Source organism: Methylophilus sp. YYY-1, from assembly GCF_029132825.1.
Taxonomy (GTDB): Bacteria; Pseudomonadota; Gammaproteobacteria; order Burkholderiales; family Methylophilaceae; genus Methylophilus; species Methylophilus glucosoxydans.
Window position 1 is genome coordinate 296,715 of the sequence record NZ_WOVG01000003.1, and the last position, 19,117, is coordinate 315,831.

Sequence of the window (19,117 nt, forward strand, 5' to 3'; positions counted from 1 at the left end):
AAAAAAGCTCACCCGCCATTTGATGGCCGGTGGGCTTTTTTTATGCGTAATCGGTATGTATCGAGTCACTAACCTTTTTTAAATTTTTCAGGAGAAGCTTCATGATACATGGTGATATTTCCAGCAGCCAGGACACCGTCGGTGTGGCCGTCGTCAATTACAAAATGCCCCGCTTGCATACCAAAGCCGAGATTCTGGCCAACTGTCGCAACATCGCCGACATGGTGGTCAATATGAAAGCCGGTCTGCCCGGCATGGATCTGGTGATTTTCCCGGAATACAGCACGCACGGCATCATGTATGACAGCCAGGAAATGTATGACAATGCCACCACCGTGCCCGGCCCGGAAACCGACATTTTTGCCGAAGCTTGCCGCAAGGCCAAAGTCTGGGGCGTATTCTCGATCACCGGCGAGCAGCACGAAGAGCATCCGAAAAAAGCCCCTTATAACACCCTGATCCTCATGAATGACCAAGGTGAAATCGTGCAGAAATACCGCAAGATCATGCCATGGGTGCCCATCGAGGGCTGGTACCCAGGCAAGGAAACCTTTATCAGCGAAGGCCCCAAAGGCCTCAAGGTCAGCCTGATTATCTGTGACGATGGCAACTACCCTGAAATCTGGCGCGACTGTGCCATGAAAGGCGCCGAACTGATTGTGCGTTGCCAGGGCTATATGTATCCGGCCAAAGAGCAGCAGATTCTGATCAGCAAGGCGATGGCGTTTGCCAATAATACTTATGTCGCGGTATCCAATGCTGCCGGCTTTGATGGCGTCTACTCCTACTTCGGCCACTCGGCGATTATCGGCTTTGATGGCCGTACGCTGGGCGAATGTGGCGAGGAAGAAAATGGCGTGCAGTATGCGGCCTTAAGCAAACACCTGATCCGCGACTTCCGCAAACATGGTCAGTCCGAAAATCACCTGTTCAAGTTGTTGCACCGTGGCTACACCGGTGTGCTCAATTCAGGCGATGGCGATCAAGGCGTGGCGCAGTGTCCATATAGCTTCTACAGCAAATGGGTACAGGACCCGGCGGCTGCGCGCGACATGGTAGAATCGTTTACGCGCTCGACGTTGGGCACCAAAGAGGCGCCCATCGCAGGCTTACCTAACGAATAGTCGGATAGTCTGACTGGCGATCACTCTAGGCTAGATGAAACTAGGCGAGATCACACTAGAGCTGATCGCCGCAACGCAACACAATGGCTCCGGCCCGGCCGGAGCCCCTGATGAAAGCATCTCATGGCAAACACTGACCCGATCCCGGTCGGCGTGCTGTTTTCCACCAGCGGCGCCACGGCGACCATAGAACGCTCACAGGCATTTGCCACTTTCTTTGCCATCGCAGAAATCAATGCCGCGGGCGGCATCGCTGGTCGTGAACTGGTGCCCGTCCACTATGATCCGCAGGGCATGCCGCAACAATACCAGTTACTGGCCGAGCGCATGATTCGAGAAGATGGCGTCAATGTGATCTTTGGCTGCTATATGTCCAGCACGCGCAAAGCCGTGATTCCGGTGGTGGAAAAATGGCGCAAGCTGCTGTTTTACCCCACGCCTTACGAGGGCTTTGAATTCTCGCCGCATGTGATTTACACCGGCGCGGCGCCCAACCAGAACAGTGCACAACTGGCTGACTATATGACGCGGCATTTTGGCGCGCGCGTCTACATGATAGGCTGCGACTACATTTACCCGTATGAGTCCAACCGCATCATGAGTGACTTCATTCTTGAAGTCCCGGGCGGCAAAAAACTGGCCGAGCGTTATGTACCGCTGACGGCGACAGAAAAAGATTTTTTAGCGGTGGTGCGTGACATCAAGGCCAAATCGCCAGACTTTGTGTTTTCTACCGTGGTGGGGCAAGCCACCCGCCTGTTGTACCAGGCTTATGCCGAGATCGGCATGGATGCCCAGCACACCCCGATTGCCAGCCTGACCACCTCTGAAGCAGAGGTGGCAGAAATGGGCGGCGGTGCGGCCCAGGGCCACATCACGTCTGCGCCCTATTTTCAAAGCATTGCCAGTACCGAGAACCAGGCCTGCATCGCGCGCTTCAGGCAGCAGTATGGCAACGAGATTGCGCCTAATATGGCCTGGGAAGCGGCATATTTTCAAACCCACCTGTTTGCCGAAGCGATGCGCGCGGCCGGGAGCGACCAGTATGATGCGCTGTTGCCACAGCTGCTGGATCGAGCCTTTGACGCACCGCAAGGCCGTATTGTCATTGATTCCGGCAACCACCATACCCGGCTACACCCGCGCATTGCGCGCGTCAATGCGGCTGGCCAGTTCGAGATCATCGCCGGTGGCGGTGCCGCAGCGATAATCCCCGACCCTTATCTGGTGACGCACCCAGGCGCCAGCTGGAACAACCTGCCTTATGCGGCGGAGTATCGCGTTGGCTGAGTCGCCCACCGCCCCTCACCCTGGTCAGCGCCAGGCCAAGCAGGTGCAGGCGCCGCGCTCCACGCTGGAGCTGTTCCGCCATTTGCGCCATGCCTGCATCACGATTTTTCATCCTGAGGACGAAAACCGCGAGGTATTGACACAGCAACTGCACCGGATTGGCTGCCAGACGGTCGCGCTATGGCCGCCGGTGGCTGATCTACCCGCGCAAACCGAGCTGGTGATTTTTCTGCTAGATGCCCAAGCCAGCGCCAAAAAGAAACTGCCGTGGCTGACACCAGAGTCGGCGATCCCGCTGATTGGGGTGCTGGATTATGAAAACCCGACCACCCTGGAAACAGCCACCGCGCTGGGCTGCCATGGCATGCTGGTACGGCCGTTGCAGGCCAAGGGGCTACTGTCAACGTTGATCATGACCATGCATCACTGCCAGCAACTGAAAACCTTGCGCAAACGGACCCTGCGGCTCGAAGAAAAACTGCAAGCCGCAGGCGAAATCAGCGCTGCCCAGGCCATGTTGGCGCATGCGCGCGGCATTAGTGCCGTCGAGGCCTATAAAATTCTGCGCGAACAAGCCATGCTCAAGCGCGTGACGGTGGAAGAAATTGCACGGTCGCTGCTGCAAACCGACGGTCTACTGTCCAATCCAGCCAAATCCCGTTAGAATGCAGGCCCTTTAAATGGCGGCAGGGTGCTGCCTGCGCACAGTTTTTGCTTTATCAAGCGTGATGAATACCGACATTTCCCCCGCACAAACCATTACGCTGGCCAAGATCAGGCATATCGAGGAGCTTGAGCGCCTGGATAGCTGTATTGCATTTGTTGAGAAAATTGGTCAGTTGATTCACCAGTTGCAAATTGAGCGTGGCGCCAGTTGTTTGTGTATTGCCTCCGGTGGCCAGCGGTTTGCCACAGAGCGCGCAGAAGCCGTCGCACAGAATCAAGCCATAGAAACCGGCTTCCGGGCAGCGTTGCAGCAGCATCTGGATAAAAACAGCCGTGCCGATGCCAAGCAATTGACACTGATCTCATGGATATTGCTGGGCCTGGACCAGCTCACGACACTGCGGCATCAAATCACCCTGCTCAATATCTCGTTTGCCGATAGCATCGAATCTTTTAACCGCTTGATCGGCAGCTTGATTGCGCTGATTTTCGAGATTACCGACAGCTCGGTCAATAGCAAGATCTCCACCTGTTTGCTCACCTTGTATAACCTGATTCAGGGGAAGGAGTTTGCCGGGCAGGAACGTGCGGTAGGCGCGTATTTATTTGGCTCTGGCAGCCTGCAACTGCCGCACCAGCAAAAGCTGTTTGAACTGATTGCGCAGCAGGAACGGCACTTTGACCTGGTGTGCCAGTTTGGCAGCAAAGAGCTGTGTGAGGCCTGGCAACAGTGGCAAGCCAGTGACTGGCAGCTGCAACATGCCAAGTACCGCGCCAAGCTGACCAGCGCGCGCGACCAACAAACCCTTAACCCCAGCCATGCCGACCTCTGGTTTGACTTATGTAGCCGCCGCCTGAGCGAGATGTGGCAGATTCAGTGCCAGCTGGTCGACACCATGCATGAACTGCTGGCCGGACTCACCCGCCAGGCCAAACAAGATTACGAGCAAACCCGGGAGTACCTGCAAACCATCCAGGCCAGTCCGCAGGCCAACTTGAACAGCACGTTTTTCAACCTGGCGATTCCCATCGAAAATGCGCTGAATTTTCAGGCCCATGACACCTCGCAAACCTATCCCATGGCGTCTATGATCGCCTTGCTGCAACACCAGTCCCGGCAAATTGCCGACATGGAAACAGAGCTGTCAGACACCAAAAAGGCGCTGACCGAGCGCAAATTGATTGAGCGCGCCAAGGGCTTGCTCATGAGTACGCGCGGCCTCAATGAAATGGAAGCCTACAAAACCATGCGTAGCCTGGCCATGGAGCAGAACCGTAAAATTATTGATGTGGCCGAAAATATTCTGGCCCATCACACCGTGACGCGATAACGGTTTTCACAACGCTCCCAGACCTTCAAATTGGTGCATCCGCACCCACGTGGTGCGAGAGGCATGCCCCCTTCTTAAGCCCTACTTGAAAAAAGTTCCGTTAAAACCCAATAAAAATCAACCATTTAAAAACAACAACCCACTTGGCACAGGCTTTGCTTATATGAAATCAAGTAACTTACCAAAGGCGGTGCGTTGCTTGTAGTAAGTTAACTGGAAACCCCAGTTTGAATTTCTGACTAGCCGTTGCTGTTTCATCATCACGGCTGGCAAAGATAAGGACAAAGGCGTCCTGAGTGTAGACCACGGTCTGCATTCAGGACGCCTTTTTTGTTTTGTATTTTCCGAACCCCTTTTTCGAATCAAATCTCAAGGAGCCGACATGAGCAGTTCTGACAAAAAAAATGTATCCCCCACCGAGGCAACGCCGCTGGACCAGGTGAACCAGCAACGCCGCCATTTCTTTATGAATACGCTGGCAGGCGCGTTTGGTGCTGCCGCCATGATGAACATGGTGCCTTCCGCCATCCGTAGCCAGGCTTGGGCGGCCGGCTCGGATGCGCCAGAAATCACCGAAGTGAAAGTCGGCTTTATCCCGCTGACGGACTGTGCGCCGATTATTGTCGCCGCGCAAATGGGCTTTGATAAAAAATATGGCATCAAGATTGTACCGTCTAAAGAAGCTTCGTGGGCAGGCGTACGTGACAAGCTGGTCAATGGTGAATTGCATGCTGCACATGTGTTGTATGGCCTGATCTACGGCGTACAAATGGGCATCGGCGGCCAGCAAAAAGACATGAACGTGCTGATGACGCTGAACAACAACGGCCAGGGCATCACGCTGGCTAACCAGCTTAAGGAAAAAGGCGTCACCAGTGGCGCGACGCTGAAACGTTTGCTGGATAACGAAAACCGCGACTTTACCTTCGCCCAGACCTTCCCCACCGGCACGCACGCCATGTGGTTGTACTACTGGCTGGCGACCTATGGCATCAATCCGATGCAGGACGTGAAAACCATCGTCGTACCGCCGCCACAAATGGTCGCCAACATGCGGATTGGCAATATGGATGGCTACTGCGTGGGCGAACCCTGGAACGCCCGTGCCATTTACGACAAGATCGGCTACACCGTCGCCACCTCACAAGATATCTGGGTAGACCACCCGGAAAAAGTGTTGGGCACCACCGCTGACTTTATCGCCAAGAACCCGAATACCGCGCTGGCGTTAACCAAAGCCATCCTCGAAGCCTCACGCTACATTGATGCGACCAAAAACCGTGCCGAAGTGGCCAAGTTGATCGCAGGCAAAGCCTATGTCAATGCGCCAGAAGAAGTGATTGAAGGTCGCTTCCTCGGCCACTACGACAATGGTATCGGCAAAAAATGGGAAGACCCCAACTACATGAAGTTCTTCAATGACGGCAAGGTCAGCTTCCCTTACCTGTCAGACGGCATGTGGTTCCTGACCCAACACAAACGCTGGGGCTTGCTCAAGTCTGACCCGGATTACCTCGGCGTGGCGAAAAAGGTGAACCGCATTGATATTTATACCGAAGCCGCCAAATCTCTGGGCATTAGCGTGCCGACAGACGTGATGCGTAGCAGCAAGCTGATTGACGGCGTGGTCTGGGATGGCAAAGACCCCAAAGCCTATGCCAACAGCTTCAAGGTTAAAGCGTAATTCTTTCAAGGAGAGTCACCATGAGTGTCGTCAGCTTTAACAAGGAAAAAATCATGCAAAACAGTGAGCAGGCTGCCAAAGCAATGCCAGCCAAGCAAGCAAAACCGGTTGTCGCGGTGGTGAGCCCTCTCTCGGCCACCGCAACAGCAGCCACCCCGGCAAGTAAAAAAGCCGGGGCATGGGCGGCAATGGCCAAACGCGTGTTTGAAGGACTGTTGCCGCCTGTGATTGGCTTGCTGATCTTTGGCGCCATCTGGTCTACCGTGGCTGCCCTGACTCAGGGCTTGCCAGGACCGGTGCAGACCTGGCATTCGGCGGTGGAGCTGTTTAGCGACCCGTTTTATATCAACAACCCGAATGACATGGGCATCGGCTGGAACATCCTGAACTCGCTCAAACGCGTCGCCACCGGCTTTGCGCTGGCAGCGATTGTCGGCATCCCCATGGGTTTTATCATCGGCCGCTATGCCTTTATGTCAAAAATGGCGGCGCCGATTATCAGCCTGCTCAAGCCGGTCTCCCCACTGGCCTGGCTGCCGATCGGCCTGCTGGTATTCAAAGCGGCCAACCCGGCCGCGATCTGGGTGATTTTCATCACCGCGGTCTGGCCCATGATTATCAACACCGCCGTTGGTGTCAGCAAAGTGCCGCAAGACTATATGAACGTGGCCAAGGTACTGAACCTGTCCGAGTGGAAAGTCATCACCAAAATCCTGTTGCCGTATGTCATGCCTTACATGATGACCGGTGTGCGTCTCTCCATCGGTGCTGCCTGGCTGGTGATTGTGGCGGCAGAAATGCTGACCGGCGGCGTGGGTATTGGCTTCTGGGTGTGGGATGAATGGAACAACCTGAACGTTGAGCACATCATCATCGCGATTTTCATTGTGGGCATCGTCGGTCTGTTGCTGGAGCAGTGTCTGGTCATGCTGGCCAAACGCTATAGCTACGAATAACCACGACACCTCATTGACTGGTAAAGGACTCTGATCATGACCACCGCTGTAAAACAAGACCGCTATGTGTTGATTGAAAACGTCAACATGATTTTCAACACCAAAAAAGGCAGTTTCCAGGCCTTGAAAGACATCAACCTGTCTATCCAGGAAGGTGAATTCATTTCCATCATCGGCCACTCCGGCTGCGGCAAATCAACCGTGCTCAACCTGATTGCCGGCTTGCTGCAACCGACAGACGGCTACCTGTTTTGTGCCGGACGCGAAATCGCCAAGCCCGGCCCTGAACGCGCCGTGGTGTTCCAGAACCACTCCCTGCTGCCATGGCTGACCTGTTTTGAAAATGTCTACCTGGCCGTGGAACGCGTGTTTGCTGCCACCGAAACCAAAGCACAACTGGCAGAACGTACCCGCGCGGCACTGGAACTGGTGGGCTTGAGCCACGCCATGGAAAAACGCCCGAATGAAATTTCCGGCGGCATGAAACAACGCGTGGGCATTGCCCGTGCCCTGGCCATGGAGCCCAAAGTGCTACTACTGGACGAGCCGTTTGGCGCGCTGGATGCGCTGACCCGTGCCGGCCTGCAAGACGAACTGATGGCCATCATGGCACGTTCTGGCTGTACTGCCGTCATGGTGACGCACGATGTGGACGAAGCGGTGCTGCTGTCTGACCGCATTGTCATGATGACCAACGGCCCGGCAGCCACCATCGGTGAAATCCTGGCGGTCGATTTACCCCGTCCGCGCAAACGCCTGGAGCTGGTGGAAGACCCAGCGTATACGCATCTGCGCAGCGAAGTTTTGAAGTTTCTGTATGAGCGGCACGCCAAAAAGGCGGCCTAAGTGAAAGGTGCTGGCAGGCGGCCACCTGTCAGCACCACTTGCTTTTCAAAAGCAACCCTCATCTAAGCAAGGTTACCCCAATAGAGAAAAGGAGCAACACATGAACGCTAACCTACACCCACGCTTGCGTCAAGTTTCCGCAGCCATCTTGCTGGCGGCACTTGGCTCACCTGCAATGGCAGAAGAAGAAGTTCTGCCTGAATACACTTTTATGGACGCGATTAAAACCGGTAAAAACCTGACCAGTTTCAGACTACGTTATGAGTATGTCGATCAGGATGGCTTACAGCCGGCCACTTTTGCCAACGGCAGCCCTAACCCGACTGCCAATCAAGCCCTAGACAACGCCAACGCCATGACCATGCGCAGCCTGATTGGCTGGCAAACGGCCCCGTACCACAACTGGAGTTTTGCCGCGCAACTTACCAACGTCAGCAAACTGCAAGATGATTTCAACGATGGCACTAACCCAGTGCGTGTCAATGGCGCCTCTAATGAGAGCGACAAGATTAATTATGCCAAAGTAGTGGATCCTGACTATACCGATTTGAACCAGCTGTTTGTAGACTGGACCGGCATTAAAAATACCAAGGTGCGTTTGGGACGACAAATTGTCAACCTGGACAATGTGCGTTTTATTGGGGATATTGCTTTCCGCCAAAATACACAGGTCTTTGATGGTCTGTCCATCTTGAACAAGTCAATTCCAGATACTGAAATTTTCTATGCTCACTTTGACCGTGTCCGCCAGATTTTCACGACGCACAGAAGCGGCGACCTCGACATTTTGAACACCAGATACCGTATTTCCCCGACCGAATTTCTGGTTGGCTACGCTTACCTGAGCGACTTTGACAATCTGGGCTTTGGCAATGCCTGGTTTGGCACCGGAACAGCCAATTATGCCGCCAGCCAGTCCAACAAAACGTTTGGCGTACGCCTCGATGGCACACATCCATTCACCCCGAACTACCGCGCGCACTACACTGCCGAATATGCCAAACAAGATAATTACCGGGGTGGTGATAGCCGCATTGATGCGCATTACTACAAGCTGGGCGGTGGCTTCGGGATTGATAACTTCAATATGCGTGTCGATCAGGAATTGCTCTCCAGCAACAACAATACTTTCGCGTTCCAGACTCCTTTTGGTACCAACCACCTGTTTCAAGGTTGGGTAGACAAGTTTCTGGTCACCCCACGTGAGGGCATTAAAGATACCTTTGTCACAGCCACTTACCGTTACGGCGACTTTCTGTTCTTTGCCGATTACCACGTGATTGACTCTGACAATGACTTTTATACCGTGGGCAGCGGCACCAACCGTAATGGCAGCCGTTACGGCACGGAATGGAATGCCGCCGTCACCTGGAATATCGATAAAAACTGGATGACCAAGTTTGAATACGGAAAGTTCAGTGAAGGTGACCAGTTTGGACTTGGGCCGAATACCACCAGCAATGCTGCTGGCACACGTGGCCGTTTCCGTGATACCGAAAAACTGTGGCTGACCGCCATGTATACGTTCTAAGCGGACGTCTCGTCTCAAACCAAAGGAGCCCCTCATGTCAGCAAGCAAAGTGTATTTAATCGGTGCCGGTCCTGGCGACCCTGAGCTCATCACGCTCAAGGCGGTCAAGGCCTTGCAGCTGGCAGAGGTGGTGCTGGTCGATGACCTGGTCAACCCTGAACTGCTCAAGCATTGCCCGCAGGCACGTATTGTGCCGGTGGGCAAGCGCGGCGGTTGCAAGTCTACGCCACAGCATTTTATTCACCGCATGATGATCGCCCTGGCCGAACAAGGTCAAACCGTGGCCCGCCTGAAAGGCGGTGACCCGTTTGTGTTTGGCCGTGGTGGCGAAGAAATGCTGGCACTGCGTGCCGCCAATATTGATTATGAAATTATTCCGGGCATGACCAGTGGCCTTGCCAGTTGCGCCAGCATGGAGGTACCGGTGACCCACCGTGCGTACAACCATGGCGTGACGCTGGTCACCGGCCATACCAAAGATGGTGGCCCCCTGCCCTGGCAGGCGCTGGTGGCCAGCCATACCACGCTGGTCATTTACATGGGCATGCAGCATCTGGCTGAAATCTGCCGTGAACTGATCGCTGCAGGCATGCCCACAGACATGCCCTGTATGGTGGTTGAAAACGGCACACGCGCCGAACAGCGTGGCCTGACCTCAACGCTGCAAGCCATGCCTTACCTGGCCCATCAGCAAAGTCTTAAAAGCCCGTCCATTATCGTGGTCGGCGAAGTGGTTAAATTAGCCAGAAACAGCCAACAGGAACAAGATTGGCAACAAAACCTGCAACACTGGCTCAGCATCGGCGATGCAGCATAAGCGCTGAAAGGAGTGATTCAATGATAAAACAGAAACTGGTAGTGGTTGGTAACGGCATGGCTGGCATGCGGACGGTGGAAGAGCTGCTCAAGATTGCGCCGGACATGTACGACATTACCGTGTTTGGCGATGAGCCTTATCCCAACTATAACCGCATCATGTTGTCGCCCGTACTGGCCAACGAGCAGACCATCGATGACATTATCCTCAATAGCCGCGAATGGTATGCCGAACACAACATTACCTTGCATACCAGCGCCCGTGTCAACAAGATAGACCGCAAGGCCCGCACCGTGACCGCCGACAACGGCCTCACGGTTGAATATGACCGCCTGTTGCTGGCAACCGGCTCCAAGCCGTTCATCTTGCCGATTGCAGGTGCAGACTTGCAGGGTGTGCTGGGCTACCGCGATATCAAAGACACCAACGACATGATCGCTGCGGCCAAAGTCTACAAGCATGCCGTCGTCATCGGCGGCGGCTTACTTGGGCTGGAGGCTGCCAATGGCCTCAAGGTACAAGGCATGGACGTGACCGTGGTGCACAAAAACGAATGGCTGCTGGAACGCCAGCTCGACAAGACCGCAGGCAAGATGCTGCAAAAATCCCTAGAAACGCGCGGGCTGCAGTTTTTGCTGCAAAAAGACACGGAGCAATTGGTCGGCAAAGACGGTCGCGTGGTCGCCGTGCGCTTTAAAGACGGCCAGGAAGTGCCTGCAGACCTGGTGGTGATGGCGGTGGGCATCCGTCCCAACTATGCTTTGGCCGAATCGGCAGGCATTTATTGCAACCGCGGCATTGTGGTGAGCGACACCATGCAGACCTATGACCCGCGCATTTATGCCGTGGGCGAATGCGTCAACCACCGTGGCATTGCTTATGGCCTGGTGGCCCCCTTATTTGAAATGGCCAAAGTGTGCGCCACACATTTGGCCAACTTCGGCATTGGTGTATACAAAGGCTCGGTCACTTCGACAAAATTGAAGGTGACCGGCATAGATTTGTTTTCTGCCGGTGATTTTATGGGCAGTGACGATGCCGAAGAAATTTTACTGCACGACGCGGTCGGCGGGGTATACAAAAAACTCGTGATCAAAGATGACACCATCATCGGTGCCGTGCTGTATGGCGATACGACGGATGGTGCCTGGTATTTCCAGCTGCTGCGCGACAAAAAGCCGATCCACGAAATCCGGGATCACTTAATGTTCGGGCAGGATAGTCTGGGCAATACCGGCCACCAGGGTCAGGACAAGGTGTCTGCCATGACCGACGAAATGGAAGTCTGCGGCTGTAATGGCGTCTGTAAAGGCACCATTGTCAAAGCGATTCAGGCACAAGGCCTGTTCACACTGGATGACGTCAAAAAACACACCAAAGCTGGCTCCAGTTGTGGCAGTTGCACTGGCCTGGTTGAGCAGATTCTGGCCTCGACGCTGGGCGGCGGTTACGCACCGCCTTCGAGCAGCAAAGCCGTGTGTGGCTGCACCGACTTTAACCACGAAGAAGTGCGTGACGAAATCCGCAAACACAAATACCTGAGCATTCCGGCCGCCATGAAGGGCATGGGCTGGAAAACGCCGAATGGCTGCGCCACCTGCAGGCCGGCGTTGAATTATTACCTGATCTCCACCTGGCCGCATGAAGCCAAGGATGATCCGCAGTCACGCTTTATCAATGAGCGTGTGCATGCCAATATCCAGAAAGACGGCACTTACTCTGTGGTGCCGCGTATGTACGGCGGTGTTACCTCGCCCGAGCAATTGCGCAAAATCGCCGATGTGGCCGACAAATACCAGGTCCCCATGGTGAAAGTCACCGGCGGTCAGCGCATCGACTTGCTGGGCGTGAAAAAAGAAGACCTGACCGGCATGTGGGCGGACCTGGACATGCCATCCGGCTATGCGTATGGCAAGTCTATACGCACCGTCAAAACCTGTGTTGGCTCGGAGTTTTGCCGTTTTGGCACCCAAAACTCCACACAACTGGGCATTGATATTGAAAAAGCCTTTGACCATATGTGGGCCCCGCACAAGGTGAAGTTTGCGGTCTCCGGCTGTCCGCGCAACTGTGCCGAATCCGGGATCAAGGACGTCGGCGTGATCGGCGTGGATTCCGGCTGGGAGATTTATGTCGGTGGCAACGGCGGCATCAAGACCGAAGTGGCGCAGTTTCTGTGTAAGGTGAAGACCGCTGAAGAGGTAATTGAATACTCTGGCGCTTTTATCCAGATCTACCGCGAAGAAGCCCGTTACCTGGACCGCACCTTGCACTGGATCGAACGTGTCGGGCTGGATTATGTGAAAAAACGCATTCTTGAAGATGCTGAAGGCCGCAAAGCGGCATATGAGCGTCTGCTGTATGCGTTGCAAGGCGCCGTAGACCCTTGGGCTGAACGTGTCAACCAACGTGCTGCCCACAAAGAGTTCGACACAATTACCGTGTAACGAAAAATACTGTTTAAATGAAAAGTGGCGTGCCATTCTCCTGATTGCACGCCCGGGAGATAGATGATGCAAAAAAGTTTTTGGGAAGTGGGCCATAAACCCACCCTGTTTTCGGCCTTCTTTTATTTTGACCTGAGCTTTATGGTCTGGGTCATGTTGGGGCCGCTGGCGGTGCAAATCGCCGCCAACCTGCAATTGAATCCGGCACAAAAAGGCCTGATGGTCGCCACCCCGGTACTCACAGGCGCGCTGCTACGGATAGTCATGGGCGTGCTGGTGGATCAGCTCAAGCCGAAAAAAGCCGGCCTGATTGGCCAGGTGATTGTGATTGGCGCGCTGCTGACAGCCTGGCTGCATGGCATCCATACCTATCAGCAAGCGCTGTTGCTAGGCATGTTCCTGGGCTTTGCCGGTGCTGCATTTGCAGTGGCCTTGCCACTGGCTTCGCGCTGGTATCCGCCAGAGCACCAGGGTACGGCGCTGGGCATTGCCGGTGCAGGTAACTCGGGCACAGCCCTGGCTGCCTTGTTCGCCCCTGGCCTGGCCGTGGCCTTTGGCTGGAATAATGTATTTGGCCTGGCACTGATTCCACTGGTGCTGGCGTTGCTGGTCTATGTCACGATGGCCAAAGACGCCCCGGATACGCCTGCGCCAAAATCGCTGTCGCAGTACCTGGCCGTGCTCAAAGATAAAGATGCCTGGTGGTTTATGTTTTTCTACAGTGTCACTTTTGGCGGTTTTGTGGGCATGGCGTCTTCATTGACCATTTACTTCCACGACCAGTATGGCCTGGATGCGGTGCACGCGGGTTACTTCACCGCAGCCTGTGTCTTTGCCGGCTCGCTGGTGCGCCCCATAGGCGGTTGGTTGGCCGACCGCATCGGCGGTATCCGTTCACTGAGCACCATGTATGTGCTGGCAGCGGTGTTCCTGTTTATCCTAAGTTTTGGCATGGCTAGCCAGTCACTAGGCTTGCTGGTAGTAGTGCTCGCCATGGCAGCACTTGGTATGGGCAACGGCGCGGTCTTCCAGCTGGTGCCCCAGCGTTTCCGCAAGGAAATCGGCGTCATGACCGGCTTGGTCGGCATGGCCGGGGGCGTTGGTGGCTTTTACCTGGCGTCCAGTTTAGGCTACTCTAAACAAGTGACGGGCAGTTATCAGGTCGGCCTGACCATTTTTGCCGGCTTGGCAATTCTGGCGCTGATCGGCCTCTCACGCGTAAAAAACCGCTGGCGCACCACCTGGGGCGCAGCCACAGTCACCAGCGCCAAAATTTAATGGCATCGGACAACCGCCCAGCATTGAAATGTTAGCGTCATCACGGACCCCTGCATGAAATTACGGATCAGCGTCGGCGAAAGCAGCCTCACCGGACCGCGGCCTCGTAACGAGGACTACGTAGGCCTGGTGACGCCTGCCGATGCGCAGCTTGAGATCAAGGGCGCCCTGCTGGCGGTGGCTGATGGCATCAGCGGGGGGGCTGGCGGGGCCGAAGCTGCCGAGATGACGATACGCACGGTGTCGGCAGATTATTACGCCACACCCGATACCTGGACGATCCAGCATGCGCTGGACAAGGTGGTTCAGGCGGCTAACCGCTGGGTGCTGTCGCAGGCACGCAAACACAGCCAGATGGCCGGCATGGCGACCACGCTGTCCATGCTGGTGCTACGCGGTCAGCGCTATGTGCTGGCGCATGTCGGCGACACCCGCATCTATCGCCTGCGCGAGCAGTCGCTGCAATGTCTGACCACCGACCATGTCTGGGACCGGCCAGATATGCGGCATGTACTCAAGCGTGCAGTCGGCCTCGATGACCAGTTGAGCGTGGATTATGCCGAAGGCCTGCTGCAAACCGGCGATGTGTATGCCATTATCAGTGATGGTGTGTGGGCCGCACTGGGCGAGGCCGAGCTGCACAAAATATTGATGCTTTACCATACACCGCAGTTGATGACCGAACACCTGACCCGGCAAGCGCTGGAACAAGGTGGTCAGGATAATGCCTCTGCCGTGGTGGTGCGTATCGATCAGCTCGGACAAGACCACCTGACCGACATGCTGGCCGATGCCTTGAGCCTGCCGGTGCCGCCCAAGCTGGCGGTGGGCGACACCCTGGATGGCTTTACCGTCACCCGCGTGTTACATGATGCACGCATCAGCTTGTTATATCAGGTAAAAAATGCCGCCGGGCAATTATTTGTGCTGAAAACCCTGCAACCCGCCCGCGCTGAGGATAAGGCCAGTTGCGAAGCCCTGCTTAATGAAGAGTGGCTGGGCAAGCGCGTGGTGTCGCAATGTGTGCCGCAAATTTTGCCGCTCACGCGCGAACAGCGCACGCATTTATATTATGTGATGACCTGGCATGAAGGGGCCACCTTGCAGCAACGGCTGGATGCCGGCCATCACTTCACCATCAATGGCGTGGCCAATATCGGCCAGGATCTGTTGCGTGGCTTGAGCATGCTGCACCGGCTCAATATTGTGCACCGCGATATCAAACCGGCCAATATTCACCTGGGTAGCGATACACGGTTGCGCATCCTCGATCTTGGCGTCGCGCTTAACACCACGCTGCCCATGCCCGAGCAGATGGAAAATCCCGGCACGCCCAGCTATATGGCGCCGGAATTGTTTGACGGCAAACTGGCCGACCGCCAGGCGGATATTTATGCCGCAGGTGTCACGCTGTATCACCTGCTGACACGCAAGTATCCCTATGGTGAAATTGAGCCGTTCCAGTCGCCACGCTTTGGTGAACCGGTGCGCCCCAGCCGCTACCGCCCCGAGATTCCGGCCTGGCTGGAAAACCTGATTCTAAAAGCGATTGCCCGCAAACCGGAACACCGCTTTGAAACCGCCGAAGAAATGCTGCTGGCGCTGGAGCATGGCGAACTCAGACCCATTGTCATCCCGCGCACGCCGTTGATTGCCCGCGCACGGCTGGTCAAATGGCAGTGGCTGGCCATCATTTCATTGTGCGTGAATATGTTATTGATTTATTTGTTACTGGTCTCATAAGGCCAGTAACAAATTGGAAAAGAGGAAAAAAATGCGTTGGACTAAAATTTGCCCGCTAAACGACATCCCTGCCCTGGGTGCACGTGTGGTGCGTCATGGCGAAACCGACATTGGTGTGTTCCGCACTGAAGATGACCGCGTGTTTGCGCTCAACAACCGTTGCCCGCACAAAGGCGGCCCGCTGTCGCAAGGCCTGGTCTATGGCGACAAAGTCGCCTGCCCATTGCATAGCTGGAAAATCAGCCTGGTCGATGGCCAGGCCGAAGCGCCCGATATCGGCCAGACTGCCTGCTATGCAGTCAAGGTCGAAGATGGCATGGTCTATCTGCAATTAAACCCGTAATTTTCAGGCAACACGGACAGCTCCCTTATGTCGCAACAGCAACAACTCCAGACTGCAAACGATCTGCTCACCGCAGTACCGGTCTCCTTCCATCCGCAACGACGTGAAACCCGCAGCACCTGCTGCTATTGCGGTGTCGGCTGTGGCGTCATCATTACCACCGAGGGTCAGCAGATTGTCGATGTCAAAGGTGACCCCGAGCATCCGGCTAACTTTGGCCGCCTGTGCACCAAGGGTTCGACCCTGCACCTGACCGCCAAACTGGACGCACGCGCCCTCTACCCGGAACTGCGCCTGTCGCGTGACCTGCCGCGTACGCGCGTCAGTTGGGATACCGCGCTCGATCATGTGGTCGACCGCTTTGCCGAGATTATCAACACCCATGGCCCCGATGCGGTGGCTTTTTATATCTCCGGCCAGTTGCTGACTGAAGATTATTATGTGTTTAACAAGCTGGCCAAAGGCTTGATTGGCACCAACAACGTCGATACAAACTCGCGCTTGTGCATGAGCTCGGCCGTCGCCGGTTACAAGGCCACACTGGGTGCCGATGCGCCACCGGCCTGCTATGAGGATATCGACCATACGCAATGCCTGTTTATTGCTGGCTCGAATACCGCTTTTGCCCACCCGATTGTGTTCCGCCGCATTGAAGATGCCAAGGCAAACAACCCGAACATGAAAATTGTGGTGGTAGACCCGCGCCGCACTGACACCGCACAACTGGCAGACTTGCACCTGGCGATCTTGCCCGGCACCGACGTGGCGCTGTTTAACGGCCTGTTGCATGTGATGCTGTGGGAAGGCCTGCTCGATATGGCCTATATCCGCAATCACACCGAAGGCTTTGAAGCGCTCAAGGAAACCGTGCGCGAATATACCCCCAAGATGGTGGCCGATATTTGTGGCGTGCCTGAGACCGATATCATTCAGGCCGCCAAGTGGTTTGGCACCGGCCCGACCTTGTCCATGTATTGCATGGGGCTGAACCAGTCCATCCATGGCACTGAAAAAAATGCCGCGTTGATCAACCTGCATCTGGCCACCGGTCAGATCGGCAAGCCCGGCGCAGGCCCATTCTCGCTGACCGGTCAACCCAACGCCATGGGTGGCCGCGAAGTCGGCGGGATGGCCAACCTGCTGTCGGGCCACCGCGACCTGGCCAATGCCGAACACCGTGCAGAAGTCGCGCGCTTGTGGGGCGTGCCCGACGTCCCGGCCACGCCGGGCAAAACCGCGGTAGAGATGTTTGAGGCGGTTAAAAGCGGCGAGATCAAGGCGATCTGGATTGCCTGCACCAACCCCGCACACTCCATGCCAGACCTCAATAATGTGTTGGCCTCCCTGCAACAGGCTGAGCTGGTCGTGTTGCAAGATGCGTTTAACAACACTGAAAGCAATGTCTACGCCGATGTGTTTCTGCCTGCCTCGACCTGGGGTGAAAAAGAAGGCACGGTCACCAATTCCGAGCGCCGCATCACGCGCGTGCAGCCAGCCGCCCCCAAGCCGGGTGAAGCCCGTCATGACTGGGAGGCAGTGGTCGACTTTGCCCACCGTTTGGCACAAAAACTGGGTAAACCAGACACCCTGTTTAACTACCCAAATACCGAAACCATTTTTAACGAGCACCGTGAAAGCACACGTGGCCGCGACCTTGATATCACAGGCTTGAGTTACCAGATTCTGGAAACCCGCGGGCCACAACAATGGCCGTTTAAATCGGGCGCCAGCCAGGGCGAAGCCCGCTTGTACACCGATGGCGTGTTCCAGAAACCGGGCGGTAAGGCGCATTTTGTCAGCGCGGTGTACAAGCCGACCGCCGACAAGCCGGACGCGCGCCATCCCTTCCGCCTGCTGACCGGCCGCCTGCGCGACCAATGGCATGGCATGAGCCGCACCGGCACGCTGGCGCAGCTCTACAACCATGTCGAAGAGCCCGTGGTCTCCATGCATGCCGATGACATGCAACGTCGCCAGATCAGCCAGGGCGACATCGTTAAACTGAGTAACAAGCGCGGTGAGTTAATCATCAAGGTGCAGCAATCAGACGAAGTCAAACCGGCCGAGCTGTTTATCCCCATGCACTGGGGCAGCCAGTTTATGCACGGCTTGGGCGTGAATGTGTTGATGCCACCGGCTTTTGATAAAACCTCCAAGCAACCGGAACTCAAGCACACGGCGGTCAAGATCGAAAAGTTGAGCTTGCCCTGGCAAATGACGGTGATGCGCAGCTGCAACGACCTGCACTTGCTCGCCAACATCCGCGCGCTATTGATGGCCTTTGATTACGCCACCGTGGGACTGTATGGCCGTGGCAACGGCATGCTGATTCTGCGCGCGGCGCACCACGCTGCCCCGGATAGCCAGCTGATCGCCCGGCTGGATCAGTTGCTTGGCATGGTCGAAGATGCGCCCATGCTACGGCTGGATGATGTCAAACGCGGCATCAGTAAACGCATTCTGGTCGAGCAAGGCCAGGTCAGCGCGGTGCGCCTGATTGGTGAAATGCTGGCCGCAGACTGGCTCAAGCAAGTCATGCTCGAAGGCCAGTTCACCGACGAATTGCGCAAATGGGCACTGGCGCCGCTGGCGGCGCCCCCCACTGGACAAAAATCACGCGGCAAGATCGTCTGTAACTGCCTGGATGTCTCAGAAAACGAGATTATTGAGACCTGTCAAATGGGTGCGAATTTACCGACGCTGCAAGCCAAGCTGAAATGTGGCACCAGTTGCGGCTCCTGCGTGCCGGAACTCAAGCGGCTGGTCAAACTGCATGGCAAAACCCATGCGGGATAAGGACATCACGCGCGCACATGAATGCATTTGATCGCCTGTCGGCACAGGATTGCGCCAAGGATGGTGCAATCCTGTGCACATGCCTCATTAGCGTGCACCAGACCAATGGCAGATAGATCGTACGGTGCCCGCGAGCTCAAACATACACGCAATATCGCAGATAAAACACATCAGGAACAATAACTTAGCATAAATCCCGATTCATCTGCACCCCCATCCTGGCGGTTGGCATGCCAATTGCTTTTTTTTATCACAAAGTGGCGTT

Annotated in this window: 15 protein-coding genes; 14 read left to right on the forward strand and 1 reads right to left on the reverse strand. The window is 55.6% G+C overall.

Annotated features, from left to right (window positions below):
* Positions 1–101 precede the first annotated feature (101 nt).
* The 4 genes from GOC95_RS10490 (at position 102) to GOC95_RS10505 (ending at position 4,411) form a co-directional block, all read left to right on the forward strand.
* Positions 102–1,124, forward strand: a complete 1,023-nt coding sequence (locus GOC95_RS10490; protein ID WP_275357009.1) for an aliphatic amidase — start codon at positions 102–104, stop codon at positions 1,122–1,124.
* Between the two features lie 123 nt (positions 1,125–1,247).
* Positions 1,248–2,414, forward strand: coding sequence for a transporter substrate-binding domain-containing protein (locus GOC95_RS10495; protein WP_275357010.1), 1,167 nt, complete (start codon positions 1,248–1,250; stop codon positions 2,412–2,414).
* Positions 2,389–3,078, forward strand: a complete 690-nt coding sequence (locus tag GOC95_RS10500; protein ID WP_275357011.1) for an ANTAR domain-containing protein — start codon at positions 2,389–2,391, stop codon at positions 3,076–3,078. The genes GOC95_RS10495 and GOC95_RS10500 overlap by 26 nt, the downstream gene beginning before the upstream one ends.
* Before the next feature lie 64 nt (positions 3,079–3,142).
* Positions 3,143–4,411 carry a nitrate regulatory protein gene (locus tag GOC95_RS10505; RefSeq protein WP_275357012.1) on the forward strand — a complete coding sequence of 423 codons (1,269 nt, stop codon included), beginning with the start codon at positions 3,143–3,145 and terminating at the stop codon, positions 4,409–4,411.
* Between the two features lie 178 nt (positions 4,412–4,589).
* Here GOC95_RS10505 and GOC95_RS10510 read toward each other — a convergent pair whose 3' ends face one another.
* Positions 4,590–4,727, reverse strand: a complete 138-nt coding sequence (locus GOC95_RS10510) for a hypothetical protein (protein ID WP_275357013.1) — start codon at positions 4,725–4,727, stop codon at positions 4,590–4,592.
* A 66-nt stretch (positions 4,728–4,793) separates the two neighbouring features.
* On the opposite strand from GOC95_RS10510, the gene GOC95_RS10515 reads away from it, so the two are divergent.
* The 10 genes from GOC95_RS10515 (at position 4,794) to GOC95_RS10560 (ending at position 18,852) form a co-directional block, all read left to right on the forward strand.
* Positions 4,794–6,095, forward strand: a complete 1,302-nt coding sequence (locus GOC95_RS10515) for a CmpA/NrtA family ABC transporter substrate-binding protein (RefSeq protein ID WP_275357014.1) — start codon at positions 4,794–4,796, stop codon at positions 6,093–6,095.
* A 20-nt stretch (positions 6,096–6,115) separates the two neighbouring features.
* Entirely contained in the window at positions 6,116–7,051 is a 936-nt protein-coding gene (gene ntrB, locus GOC95_RS10520) for a nitrate ABC transporter permease (protein WP_194747226.1), read from the forward strand.
* Positions 7,052–7,087: 36 nt separating this feature from the next.
* Positions 7,088–7,897 carry an ABC transporter ATP-binding protein gene (locus GOC95_RS10525; protein WP_275357015.1) on the forward strand — a complete coding sequence of 270 codons (810 nt, stop codon included), beginning with the start codon at positions 7,088–7,090 and terminating at the stop codon, positions 7,895–7,897.
* A gap of 100 nt (positions 7,898–7,997) precedes the next feature.
* Positions 7,998–9,428 carry an alginate export family protein gene (locus GOC95_RS10530; RefSeq protein ID WP_275357016.1) on the forward strand — a complete coding sequence of 477 codons (1,431 nt, stop codon included), beginning with the start codon at positions 7,998–8,000 and terminating at the stop codon, positions 9,426–9,428.
* Positions 9,429–9,462: 34 nt separating this feature from the next.
* Entirely contained in the window at positions 9,463–10,245 is a 783-nt protein-coding gene (gene cobA / locus GOC95_RS10535; RefSeq protein WP_194747229.1) for a uroporphyrinogen-III C-methyltransferase, read from the forward strand.
* A gap of 20 nt (positions 10,246–10,265) precedes the next feature.
* Positions 10,266–12,692, forward strand: a complete 2,427-nt coding sequence (nirB, locus tag GOC95_RS10540; RefSeq protein WP_275357017.1) for a nitrite reductase large subunit NirB — start codon at positions 10,266–10,268, stop codon at positions 12,690–12,692.
* 66 nt (positions 12,693–12,758) lie between these two features.
* Positions 12,759–13,970 carry a nitrate/nitrite transporter gene (locus GOC95_RS10545; RefSeq protein ID WP_275357223.1) on the forward strand — a complete coding sequence of 404 codons (1,212 nt, stop codon included), beginning with the start codon at positions 12,759–12,761 and terminating at the stop codon, positions 13,968–13,970.
* A 54-nt stretch (positions 13,971–14,024) separates the two neighbouring features.
* Positions 14,025–15,713 (forward strand): bifunctional protein-serine/threonine kinase/phosphatase, encoded by a 1,689-nt coding sequence (locus tag GOC95_RS10550; RefSeq protein ID WP_275357018.1) that lies wholly within the window; start codon positions 14,025–14,027, stop codon positions 15,711–15,713.
* 31 nt (positions 15,714–15,744) lie between these two features.
* On the forward strand, positions 15,745–16,056 hold the full coding sequence (gene nirD, locus GOC95_RS10555; protein WP_275357019.1) for a nitrite reductase small subunit NirD: 312 nt from the start codon (positions 15,745–15,747) through the stop codon (positions 16,054–16,056).
* A 27-nt stretch (positions 16,057–16,083) separates the two neighbouring features.
* Complete coding sequence (locus GOC95_RS10560) at positions 16,084–18,852, forward strand: nitrate reductase (protein ID WP_275357020.1); 2,769 nt, start codon at positions 16,084–16,086, stop codon at positions 18,850–18,852.
* Positions 18,853–19,117 lie beyond the last annotated feature (265 nt).